Genomic DNA, 12130 nt, shown 5'->3' with positions numbered 1-12130 from the left:
CCGGCAAGGAGCGACGTGTGCGCCGCTGGGAGCACGAGGAGATCCTTGAGCGGCTGCACGCCAGGCTGGAGAGGAAAACTCCGCACTGCACGACAAATTGGGCGAACATACCGGCAGCGCCGGCCTAGTGCCACCGCCTACCCATCCGGGGCGCCTTAGCTGAAACACCTCGCGTCCGGGTTCAGTTAATAGCCTTACTGAACTTGGCGGGGGCGGATGGCGTTCTATTTCAGCCTAAGCCTCAGTCGGCATATCTCTTCGCTGAGTTCAACATTTAGCAAAAGTAACGCTTGGTTTTGGCGACTTAAAGCTCGAACCCTCTTTTGAAGCAACTGAATGCTGCTTTTATTGTTCGCTCTTCTTTCTGGCTTTGGCTGCTCGCGCAACCGATCCACTAAGTCCTTGTGGGATGTGTAGAGGTTGGAACGATTCACACCCGCCAGTCTCGCTAAGGCGCTGACAGTGATAACTTGGTTAGGGTGCTTCCGCTGATATAGCAAGAGCGCAGCCTCGACGCGATCTACAACTTTGGGAATCGCTAGGCGACGTCGTACAGTGACTTTCTTCATGACTTCTTGGCCATCACGAGCTCCCTGAGCACCGTCTCAGAGTGAGCGAGACGGCGCATCACAACGGACTTGGTTTGCTCAGGAACGTCTTCCCGTCCGAGAAACTCAGCATCTCCTTTGGCCCGACTCTCCCACCAAGGCAGATGCTTTCGAGTGACTACAAAATTTGCGCACCCACAGCACACTTCCGGCGACCGGAGAATGTCGTTAGGCCCACGTGAATCACCTTTGCAGGCTGATAGTGGCTGAGAGTACAAGCAATAGCCCCAATTGCAGGGGGCCAGCTTCGCACCGCGCTCAATCAACTGTTCGACCATTGAAGTCAGCGCGACCTCACCTCTGAAACGCGACTGCTTCTTCAGGTCAAGAACGGATCCGGCGCCTTTACCAGCAAGCTGGGGCGATGACAGGAGCTCTGCCAGACCACGCCCTAACTCGTCTCTGTCGGCACGGTCGACAAGCCGTGCTAGCTCGAGATCGCCGGCGTAAGCACCATCGGTAAATGCGCGGTAAACATGCCCGAAGTGAAGCGAAAGCGACTCCAAAGCAGACTTGTCTCGCTTCACAACAAAGGCTGCAAACGTTTTTCGTGCAGCATGCGGATGGAGGTGCGCCTTTGGTCGGTCGCTCCTGAACGGCGCATTGGCGAAGGCCTGCATAGCTGTAATAGGACTGGCTGAGCTCATACGCCGCAGCCGCCTTCCAGGGAGAGGGATGCTCGAACCATTTGACCGCGCAATGAAGAGTGCGCGATGCGTTCCTCTGGAACGTTCATGCAAATCGAGGAGCCATTTCACAATTTCGGGCACGGGATCACCTGCAACCCATTCTCGTGCGATCCCTCCCTTCTTCGCGGCGATTCCCTTCAGGTAAGGAATCTTTCCGTGAATGGGATCCACCCGGATAGTCAAGCAGTCCGCGTCCAACCGCACAAGTTCCGAAGCGCGGAATCCGACCATGAAAAGAAGGACGTTCATTGCGGCGCCAACCGCGATAGTGAACGCCCTGTGAACACCGTACCCGCCGGGCGGGAGCTGCAGTGCCTTAGCCATCTGGATGAATTCAGGCTTCGCGCATATGCCCGCATAAAGCGCGGAGGAAAGCTTGTGCTTCTGGTAGAACGACAAGCCGACCATTTTTGTGTGAGCAGTGTAAATTTCCCCTGCAACGCTTCTCATTAGCTGGCCATGCTTGCGCAGCCAATCGAGCGAGTCGGCAATAAGGGCAACCGCAAATTCCTCCTCAGTGGCGCGCCACGGACGTGAATCCCTGACCTCGCAGTGTTCCCAAACTTCGTCCTCAAACTCTGCCATGTTGAAGCGCAGGGACCCATGGTATTTACCGCGAAATTCCCATAGGCTCTCGAAGAGTACTAGGTAGCGAAGAATGGTGGAGCGTGCTGTAGGCCCCTCCCCATGCCGCGGCCGACGGGCTTCCAAGAACGCTAAGACATCGTCGGGAGTGAGTTCACTGAACTGCCATTTGCCCCTCGCGACCATCCATTGCGCAATTGTTCTCAACTGCCCATATCGACCAAGAACTGTTCCCATTGAAATCCCAGCACGCCATTTCCTTAGTGGGGTGTTGATGTACGCCTCTAAGACCATCTTTGTGGACTGAATAAGCCTCGAGCGTCGGTAGGACGTGCCAACGTTTGGCGGCAAAAATTCCAACCACTTGATCTCCGGCGACGTTCCTTCGTAGAGCTCCCCTGGTTGGAGCTTCCAAATGTATGTCCCTTTGTGTTGGATAACGGTGTTCGTCATTTCATTCAAGATGAGGAAGGGAAGGTATACCGACACCTTGAACAAGTCGGAACGTTTCCGGCGCAACAAATGGAAGAACTTGATGCTCCAGTATTGCAAGTGTGGGACCGTAGATTGCATCAAACCTCGGGCTCCAGCCCTCACGCAACGATCTCTCCCGCGTCTTGACCAGATGGTCCCTGGTAGTCACTAGGCGCGCCACCACCACCGGGTCATCCACGACCACGATAGCTCCAGGACACGTTGCGCATTGGCTAAAGCTAAGGCAGAGCTCCCCTTTCTTACTGCCGGGAGCAGTACCCGCGAGAGGAGAGGAGCAGTCAAAGCCAAAGACGGTGGTGGACAAGGAATCCGTACTTACCGTTTGACCGGGAGTTGTTCGACGAACTCCGTACTGCTGGGCCGCTGCTCGAATCAGCCCCTGGAACTTGAGAATCACACCGTCATGAAAGCCTTGCACGTCTGACTGTGCCGTGTAGCTGCGTGTCGTCTGGACGTCCGCATGCTGCAAGCGAATGCGCGATGCCTCAATTGTTTTTGCGGCTTGGTTGTGCAGCACCGCGCCTGCGGTCCGATATTGCCTAAGCTCGAAGTGAGGGAGGCCATGTCGCTTCAGAAAGTCCTGGTACTCCAGGTGAATGCTTTGCCAGCTCAGGCACCTTGCAGCCAATCGCAGACTCCTGCACAAGAACACGGATTCCCGATGGAACGTCGAAGCCTGTGGAACTAGTTCATCCGTCAAGGCAAGGAGCTTTCTTACGATATTTGGCGCCGACCATTCTTTCGATCGTGGGAATTCCGGCGCCTGCTCGCGGCCAGCTCGTCGCTTCTCCCACACAAGTCGCTCCAGGTCGGGCCGCAGTGGAACGCCAACGATGCAGTCGCGGCCCATCTTCAGAATTGATTGAGGGTTTCCACTGGTCTGAATCAAAATTGCCAGGTAGAACGGAAACACATCCGCGTGGGTCAAGTAGTAGCGAGCGATGACGCCCATTAGTCCGCCATACTTCTTAAGCTGTACCAGCGCCGAGGTCCCTCCACGAACTTTCCGCAGCGCCTCCTGCGATGGCAACATTCCTTCGCCGCTCTTCAAAACGAACATTAGAAGATCTTTGTACTCACCAGCTTCCGGGGAGAGAGGAAGCATTCGCTCTTCAAAAATTCGGTTCTCGATGCCCTCTATGTCAGAATAGCAAGCCGCCAGGATCCGCTTTATCTGATCGGCATTGGGAGAACTGCGCGCCTCAAGTGGCTGGCCCAGACCAGCAGCGTGCGGTGTCGACCAGATATTCACGTTCTTCGCTATCGCTCTAGGAGCATTTCTCACACACCATCGAAGCAAACTTGCTACTAAGTTGTGCGCCGATCCGATCGTCTTGTCTGACAAGCCCTCGTTTCTCAACCATTTGTTGAAGTGGGCCAGGCAATCGGCATGGACTATGGCTGAAGAGGTCTTTCGCGACTTCACTGATGCTGCGAACTTCTTCAGGAGAATCATTGCAGCGCGTTGCGACTCAATGACGTTTGATCCTTGTTTCGCGACGAAGGCTCTCGCGAATGCTGCTGCAGCTTTGGTGGGAAAGCCTTCGTGAGCAAGGTCATACCTGGTCGCCGGCCGGGAGGGGTTCCGGCTTCGAATTTCCACAACCGTACGGTCTACAACGCGGCTTCTAGGGGCGTCGGTCACAGCGTTGCCCCGTACAGGAAATCTAGAGACTCCCGGACTTCATCCGAAGACATTTCCAGTGCTCGCAAGTAAATCTCTGTCGTCGTCACGTTCGCATGGCCAAGTAGCGTTTGAACAGCCTTAAGTGAATTCATCGGCCTTCCTTTATTCGAACTGGCCTCTAAGATCGCCAGAACGGACACTGCAAACGTGTGACGCATGTGATGCAGCGTGGCATCGGATCCAATTTGGTTCGCGCAGCTTCTGAACACCTTGCTTAGCGTTTGTCGTGCGAATGGGCTTCCATACCGGTTAAGAAACACGACATCTTCGAACCGCTGCTTTTCCGGCCGTGGCCGCTGGAAGTGGATGTACCACCATGTCTGCTCCACGAGCGCTGATGGCGCATGGACGGTAGCCGTCTTACCCCCTTTCCTCACGATTTCTATCGGAACCAACTCCATGTTCCGAGCGGCGATTTGTTCTGGCGAGGACAGACCGGATCGTCGCAATCCACACACCTCAAATCTACGTAAGCCAGTCGCTACAGCCCATCGGAACATAAGCACGTATTGCGGCGGAGTCACCACGAAGAGTCGTGACAATTCCTCAGGAGAAAGCACCCTCGGCAATCTCTCGCTCGTACCGAGGTGCATTGAGTTCTCGGATCGATGGCGGTGCTGTCCGTAGCTCCTCGGACCCATTTCCAGCCGCTGCTTTTCCAGGAATTCCCCAAGAGGAGATAGAAGTCGCCCTTTGCGCTTACCCCACAAATGAAGACGCCCAGCAATCGTTACTCGGTTGTTGACGGTGGAACGTGAATACTTCGGCTTTCCATCCGGGGTGCAAGCGCCAACCATCTCATTCCTGTACTGCGCCAACAGTTCTTCGGTGGCATTCCCAAGTGAGAAACGCTGAGCCTGAGCGAACTTCAACCAGCTGAGAACAGCCTCTGCATATGTCCGCGCTGTGTCGCCGGTAGCGCCTCGGCTACGTACTGCCATGTGAGCGAGGAAGCCATTAACGTCTTTCACAGGCAGACCGTTGTCGCCGACTATTACGGGCAGGGCCGCTACGTTGAAGAGTGGAAGGCGGTCAAGTGGAATGCTATGCCCCGCACAGTCGCGCAGCTCATCTGTATGCGAGAAGTGATCCGATGGCCGGATAAGTAGGAGTTTCATTTGGAGAGGAGAACGACGTCTGGAAGCAAAAATACCTCACAGCGACCGTACCAGTAACAAACATACAAATCGCACCACCTAATGGCCGAGTTCCCGCGCGCCGCGCTGGAAGCCCTGCGCGAGCCGCTGGAGAACGGCCACATCACCATCGCCAGGGCGGCGCGGCGCTGCGAGTTCCCGGCGCGCTTCCAGTTCATAGGTGCGATGAACCCCTGTCCCTGCGGCTGGCTGGGCCATCCCCACAAGGCCTGCCGCTGCACGCCCGACCAGGTGGCGCGCTACCAGGGCAAGCTCAGCGGCCCGCTGCTAGACCGCATCGACCTGCACGTGGACGTGCCCTCCTTGCTGCCGGAGGACTTGCTGCGCGCGCCGGCCGGCGAAGCCAGCGCCGCCATCCGCGCGCGCTGCATTGCCGCGCGGGACCGCGCCCTGGCCCGCCAGCACAAGCCCAACCGCGACCTGCAGGGCAAGGAGATCGATGCCCACGCCGCGCTCGACAGCGCAGCCGCAGCCTTCCTGAACAAGGCCGCCGCCCGGCTGACGCTGAGCGCGCGCGCCACCCACCGCGCGCTCAAGGTGGCGCGCACCATCGCCGACCTGGAAGGCGCGGACCAGGTCGAGGTGGCGCATGTGGCCGAAGCGATGCAATACCGGCGCGCGGGGACCGGCAGCTGAAAACTGCCTTGCGGCAAAGGCCGCGCTGCCACTACCATGGCCCAGACACAGCACCATGGCCCAGCAACCTTTCGACCAACTCAGCGAGCGCCAGCGCCAGCGCGAAGCGTGGCAGCCGCACAAGACGCCCTGGGCGCCGCGCTCGTTCCGCTGCCAGTGCGGGCTGCCGGTGTTCTTCCGCAACAGCCGCTGCCTGACCTGCGGCAGCGAGCTGGGCTACGCGCCGGAGCAGGGCGAGCTGCTGTCCATCGCGCCCACGCCCGAGGTGGCGGACGCCTGGCGGGCGCTGCGCGACGGCGAGGACGGGCCCAGCTGGCGGCGCTGCAACAACTTCAGCCTGGCCGGCTGCAACTGGCTGCTGGCCAGTGACGACGAGGAGAAAGAAGGGCTGTGCCTGGCCTGCCGCCTCAACCGCACCATCCCCGACCTGTCAAACGCCCGGCACGTCCAGCTGTGGTCGCGCATCGAGCTGGCCAAGCGGCGTGTGGTCTCGCAGCTGATTGCACTGGGGCTGCCTATCGATCCCAAGCCGGACGAGACAGCCGAACCCGGCCTGGCCTTCGACTTCCTGGCCTCCTGGCCGGATGGCTCAGCCGTGTTGACCGGCCATGCCAAGGGCCTGATCACCCTGAACATCGAGGAGGCCGACCCGGCCGCGCGCGAGCGCGCGCGCCAGGCGATGGACGAGCCCTACCGCACCCTGCTGGGCCATTTGCGCCATGAGATGGGCCACTACTACTGGGATGTGTTGGTGCGAGACAGCGACTGGCTCGAGCCCTTTCGCGCCCTGTTCGGTGACGAGCGCCAGGACTACCAGGCCGCCTTGCAGGCCAGCTACGACCAGGGGCCGCCGCCCGACTGGGACACCCGCTTCATCACCAGCTATGCCAGCAGCCACCCCTGGGAGGACTGGGCCGAGACCTGGGCCCACTATCTGCACATGATCGACACCATCGACACGGCCCTGAGTTTCGGCATCGACGCCGACAACATCGACATCGAGGCCCAGCCCTGGGGCCGCGACGCGCTGTGGCGCCCCGATGATGCGACCGCCGATGTCTGCCTGGGCTTCGTCAATGCCTGGGTGGAAGTGACGGCCGCCCTGAACGAGATGTCGCGCAGCATGGGCCTGAACGACTTCTATCCCTTCGTCATGTCGCGCCCGGTCATCACCAAGCTGCACTTCATCCACCTGCTGGTCCAGGGCCGGCCGGCGGTGGTCTGAGACCATCTCTCACTCCGCTTTTGATAGCAACTCAGGCCCATTGGACGGGGGCTGGAGGCTGATTTGCCAATGAAGCGCCATGCCACAATGGCGCCATGCCGCCGCTGACCGCCACCACCCGCCCGCTCGACAGGCGGCTGGTGGGCTGGCTCTCGCTGGGCCAGCTGGTCACCTGGGGCAGCGTGTTCTACACCTTCGCCCTGTTGATGGAACCGGTTGAACGCGAGCTGGGCCTGACGCGGGCGCAGTCGTCCCTGGCCTTCAGCATCGCCCTGCTGGCCGAAGGCGCGCTGGCCTGGCCGGTGGGCCGCTGGATCGACCGCGGCCACGAGCGTGCGGTCATGACCGGCGGCTCGCTGCTGGTGGCGGCCGGCCTGCTGCTGCACAGCGTGGCACACAGCGCCGCCGGCTTCTACGCCGCCTGGCTGGTGCTGGGCGCGGCGCTGTCCGCCACCTTGTATGCGCCGGTGTTCGCGGTGGTCACGCGGCGCTTCCCGGATGATTTCCGCAAGGCCATCATCACCCTGACTTTTCTGGGCGGCCTGGCCAGCACGGTCTTCATCCCGCTGTCGGCCTGGCTGATCCAGGCCCTGGGCTGGCGCCATGCGCTGTGGGTGCTGGCCGCCTTCCACCTCTTCTTGTGCGCTCCCTTGCATGCCGTGCTGCTGCGCGATGCGCCGCCGCCACGGGTCCATGCGCCAGATCACGCAGCCGCAGGGCTGTCGACCTACCTGCGCAGCCCGCCATTTCTGCTGATCGGCGTCTTCGTCATCGGCATGATGGGCGTGACCGCGGCCCTGCCGGCCCACATGGTCAGCCTGCTGCGCGAGAGCGGCCTGTCCGAAGCCTGGGTGATCGCGCTGCCTGCGAGCATCGGCGCCATCCAGGTGCTGGGCCGGCTGCTGCTGTACTTCTTCGAGCACCGCTTCGACCTGCATCTGGCGAATCGCCTGATCCCCTGCCTGATCCCGCTGGGTCTGGTCACGCTGCTGGCCGCCGGCGGCCATCCGGCCCTGGCCCTGGTCTTCGTCGCCTTCTATGGCCTGGGCAACGGCATGATGACCATCGTCAAGGGCACGGCCATCGCCCAGTACGTCAACCGGGACCATGTGGCGGCCCTCAACGGCGCGCTGGGTCTGCCGTCGGCGCTAGCCCGCGCGCTGGCGCCTCTGCTGCTGGGGCTGCTGTGGTCGCAGCAGGCAGGCTACAGCTGGGGCCTGTGGCTGCTGCTGGCCATGAGCGTGGTGTCGGCGCTGGCGCTGTTGCTGGCCCAGCGCCGCTCGCTGCTGCCGCTCTGAGCATCGGGCTTGTCGCGGCGCTTGCGCTCGTCCTCCACCGCCTTGGCACAGCCGGCGGCGAACAGCAGCACGGCCGACGAGAAGTAAATCCACATCAGCAGCACCACCAGCGAACCCGCCGCGCCATAGGCCGAGACCACGGCCGCGGTCGACAGGTAGATCGCCAGCACCTGCTTGCCCACGCTGAACAGGATGGCGCCGACAAAGCCGCCCAGCACCAGGTAGCGCAGCTGCGGCTTGGGACCCGCGCTCATGCGCATCAGGGCGACGAACAGCGCGGTGCACACCAGCAGGGAGACGAGCTCATTGAGCACGCGCAGCAGCTGCTCCAGCCCCATCCACTGGCCGGCCCAGCCCGAGAACAGGTTCAGCAGGGTGGACACCGCCAGGGATGTCAGCAGCAGGAAGCCGAAGGCCAGCACATAGGCCACGCCGCGCAGGCGCAGCGAGGCGCCGTGCCACCACTTCTGTTTGGCCGCCACCTCGGTGCCGTGCAGCCAGAGCCGCTCGAAGGCCTCCTGCAGTTCGCTGAAGACGCCGGTGGCGCCGAACAGCAGCACGGCAAAACCGATCAGCGAAGCGGTGATGCCTTCGGCCGGTTCCTTGGCGCTGGCCAGGGCCTGCTCGATCAGGGCTCCGCCCTGCTGGCCGACGATGGTGCCGATCTGCGCCACCAGGCCCTGCTCCAGCACCTCGCGGTCCATCCACCAGCCCAGTACGCCGACCAGCACGATCAGCAGCGGCGCCAGGCTGAGGATGCCGTAGAAGGACATGGCGGCGCTCATGCGCATGCCGCCGGCATCGCTCCACAGCTGCGCGGCGCGCGCGATGGGCGCAGCCGGCCGCGCCGCACTGCGCAGCCAGGCGGGAATGTGGTCAGACCAGGAAGCCATCGCGCCATCCTGGGGCCGCGCCGCTGCGGCGCCCATAGGCCGACCTCATCGGCCGGCGTAGGCTGGCTCCGACGGTTCTAGAGGTTGGGCGCCAACAGGCGCTCGAGGCTGGCGATGTCGGCGCCGCGGCGGCGGGCCTGGTCCTCGAGCTGGTCCTGACCGATCTTGCCGACGTTGAAGTAGGTGCTCTCGGGGTGCGCCAGGTAGAAGCCGCTGACGCTGGCGGCCGGCAGCATGGCCAGGCTGTCGGTCAGCGACATGCCGACCTCGCCGGCCTGCAGCACCTCGAACATCGGGCCCTTGACGCTGTGGTCGGGGCAGGCCGGGTAACCCGGCGCCGGCCGGATGCCGCGGTACTTCTCGCCGATCATCTCTTCGTTGGACAGGCCCTCATCCGCCGCGTAGCCCCACAGGTCGGTGCGCACACGGTGGTGCAACGCCTCGGCAAAGGCCTCGGCCAGCCGGTCGGCCAGGGCCTTGAGCATGATGGCCGAGTAGTCGTCCAGGTCGTCGGCGAAGTACTTCTCCTTCTTGTCCACGCCGATGCCGGCCGTCACCGCGAACATGCCCACGTAGTCCTTCAGGCCGCTGGCCTTGGGCGCGACGAAGTCCGCCAGGCAGCGGCTGGGCCGCATCACGCCCTCGATCACCTGTTTCTCGGTCTGCTGGCGCATGCCGTACCAGGTCAGCGCGGCCTGGCTGCGCGACTCGTCGGTGTAGAGCACGATGTCGTCGTCGTTCTCGGTGTTGGCCGGCCAGAAGCCGACGACACCGCTGGCCGTCAGCCAACGGCCCTCGATCAGGCGCTGCAGCATGCGCTTGGCGTCGCCGTAGACGCGCACCGCCTCCGTGCCCACCACTTCGTCCTTGAGGATGGCCGGGAAGGGGCCGGCCAGGTCCCAGGTCTGGAAGAAGGGGCCCCAGTCGATGTAGCGGGCCAGTTCCGTCAGGTCGAAGTTCTTGAAGACACGGCGGCCCAGGAACTTCGGGACAGGCGGCAGGTAGGCGGCCCAATCCAGCGGCGTCTTGTTGGCGCGGGCCTTGGCCAGGGGCCACAGCGGCACCTGCTTCTTGTTGGCGTGCTGGTGGCGCACCTTGTCGTAGTCGGCGTTGATCTCGTCGATGTACCTGGCCGCCTGGTCCGACAGCAGCGACTGCGCCACGCTCACGCTGCGCGAGGCATCGGGCACGTAGACCACCGGCCCTTCGTAATGCGGCGCGATCTTCACCGCGGTGTGGACGCGGCTGGTGGTGGCGCCGCCGATCAGCAGCGGAATCTTGCGGATGCGGAAATGCTCGTCCTTCTGCATCTCGCCGGCCACGTACTGCATCTCTTCCAGGCTGGGCGTGATCAGGCCCGACAGGCCGACGATGTCCGCTCCCTCGACCTTGGCCCGGGCCAGGATCTCGTGGCAGGGCACCATCACGCCCATGTTGACCACCTCGAAGTTGTTGCACTGGAGCACGACGGTCACGATGTTCTTGCCGATGTCGTGCACGTCGCCCTTGACGGTGGCGATGATGATCTTGCCCTTGGTCCGCACGTCGCGGCCGGCGGCCTCGTCCAGGCGCTTTTCTTCCTCGATGTAGGGGATGAGGTGGGCCACGGCCGACTTCATCACCCGTGCCGACTTGACCACCTGGGGCAGGAACATCTTGCCCTGGCCGAACAGGTCGCCCACGATGTTCATGCCGTCCATCAACGGGCCTTCGATCACGTGCAGCGGCCGGCCGCCCCTGGCCAGGACCTGCTGGTAGGCCTCTTGCGTGTCCTCGACGATGAAGTCGGTGATGCCGTGCACCATGGCATGCGAGAGGCGCTGGTTGACGTGCACCGGATGCTCGGGCGTGCCGCGCCATTCGAGCTTCTTGCTCTCGTCCTTGGCGCCGCTCTTGGCGGTCTCGGCGATCTCGACCAGGCGCTCGCCGGCGTCGGGCCGGCGATTGAGCACCACGTCCTCGACCCGCTCGCGCAGCACGGGCTCGAGCTCGTCGTACACGCCGACCATGCCGGCGTTGACGATGCCCATGTCCATGCCCGCCTGGATGGCGTGGTAGAGGAAGACGGTGTGGATGGCCTCGCGCACCGGGTCATTGCCGCGGAAGCTGAAGGACACGTTGCTCACGCCGCCCGAGACCTTGGCGCCCGGCAGGTTCTGCTTGATCCAGCGCGTGGCCTCAATGAAGTCCACCGCGTAGTTGTTGTGCTCCTCGATGCCGGTGGCGATCGCGAAGATGTTGGGGTCGAAGATGATGTCCTCGGGCGGGAATTCGATCTCGTCGACCAGGATGTCGTAGGCCCGCTTGCAGATCTCGACCTTGCGCGCGTAGGTGTCGGCCTGGCCCTTCTCGTCGAAGGCCATCACCACGGCCGCAGCGCCATAACGGCGCAACAGGCGGGCCTGGTGCTTGAAGCCCTCCACGCCCTCCTTCATGGAGATGGAGTTGACGATGCCCTTGCCCTGGATGCAGCGCAGGCCGGCCTCGATCACCTCCCACTTGGAGCTGTCCACCATGATGGGCACGCGGGCGATGTCAGGCTCGCTGGCGATCAGGTTGAGAAAGCGCACCATGGCGGCCTTGCTGTCCAACATGGCCTCGTCCATGTTGATGTCGATCACCTGGGCGCCGTTTTCCACCTGCTGGCGCGCCACGGCCAGGGCCTCCTCGAACTGGCCGTTCAGGACCATGCGGGCAAAGGCCTTGGAACCGGTGACGTTGGTGCGTTCGCCGACATTGACAAACAAACTGCCCGCGCCGATGGCCACCGGCTCCAGGCCGGACAGTTTCATGGGGGGTACGTGTGTCTGCTGCATCTGCCTCACCTTGTGTTCGCAAGCCGGCGCGTGCCGGCGGT

At 62.6% G+C, this 12130-nt stretch carries 7 protein-coding genes and 1 pseudogene; 3 read left to right on the top strand and 5 right to left on the bottom strand.

Going from position 1 to position 12130, the window contains the following annotated elements; translation table 11 throughout:
• Positions 1-565: 565 nt before the first annotated feature.
• The 3 genes from Q0632_RS20285 to Q0632_RS20275 form a co-directional block, all read right to left on the bottom strand.
• Positions 566-2434 carry a site-specific integrase gene (locus Q0632_RS20285; protein WP_298933613.1) on the bottom strand — a complete coding sequence of 623 codons (1869 nt, stop codon included), beginning with the start codon at positions 2432-2434 and terminating at the stop codon, positions 566-568.
• Complete coding sequence (locus tag Q0632_RS20280; RefSeq protein WP_298933611.1) at positions 2337-3833, bottom strand: hypothetical protein; 1497 nt, start codon at positions 3831-3833, stop codon at positions 2337-2339. The genes Q0632_RS20285 and Q0632_RS20280 overlap by 98 nt, the downstream gene beginning before the upstream one ends.
• Before the next feature lie 185 nt (positions 3834-4018).
• On the bottom strand, positions 4019-5182 hold the full coding sequence (locus tag Q0632_RS20275; protein WP_298933609.1) for a tyrosine-type recombinase/integrase: 1164 nt from the start codon (positions 5180-5182) through the stop codon (positions 4019-4021).
• A gap of 81 nt (positions 5183-5263) precedes the next feature.
• Here Q0632_RS20275 and Q0632_RS20270 point away from each other — a divergent pair.
• The 3 genes and pseudogenes from Q0632_RS20270 to Q0632_RS20260 all read left to right on the top strand — a co-directional run.
• A pseudogene (locus Q0632_RS20270) lies at positions 5264-5857 on the top strand (ATP-binding protein); the annotation flags it as partial.
• A gap of 55 nt (positions 5858-5912) precedes the next feature.
• Complete coding sequence (locus tag Q0632_RS20265) at positions 5913-7082, top strand: putative zinc-binding metallopeptidase (RefSeq protein WP_298933607.1); 1170 nt, start codon at positions 5913-5915, stop codon at positions 7080-7082.
• 95 nt (positions 7083-7177) lie between these two features.
• Positions 7178-8380, top strand: a complete 1203-nt coding sequence (locus Q0632_RS20260; protein WP_298933605.1) for an MFS transporter — start codon at positions 7178-7180, stop codon at positions 8378-8380.
• Here Q0632_RS20260 and Q0632_RS20255 read toward each other — a convergent pair.
• Both Q0632_RS20255 and metH read right to left on the bottom strand, forming a co-directional pair.
• Positions 8287-9273, bottom strand: coding sequence for a YihY/virulence factor BrkB family protein (locus Q0632_RS20255; protein ID WP_298933603.1), 987 nt, complete (start codon positions 9271-9273; stop codon positions 8287-8289). The two genes, Q0632_RS20260 and Q0632_RS20255, sit on opposite strands and share 94 nt — an antisense overlap.
• A 77-nt stretch (positions 9274-9350) precedes the next feature.
• Positions 9351-12098, bottom strand: coding sequence for a methionine synthase (metH, locus tag Q0632_RS20250; RefSeq protein ID WP_298933601.1), 2748 nt, complete (start codon positions 12096-12098; stop codon positions 9351-9353).
• Between the last annotated feature and the right edge of the window lie 32 nt (positions 12099-12130).

Origin of the sequence: uncultured Ramlibacter sp. (assembly GCF_936925435.1) — a bacterium.
Lineage (GTDB): Bacteria > Pseudomonadota > Gammaproteobacteria > Burkholderiales > Burkholderiaceae_C > Ramlibacter.
Note: the sequence above shows the minus strand (reverse complement) of the source record. Positions and strands in the feature narration are given on the sequence as shown.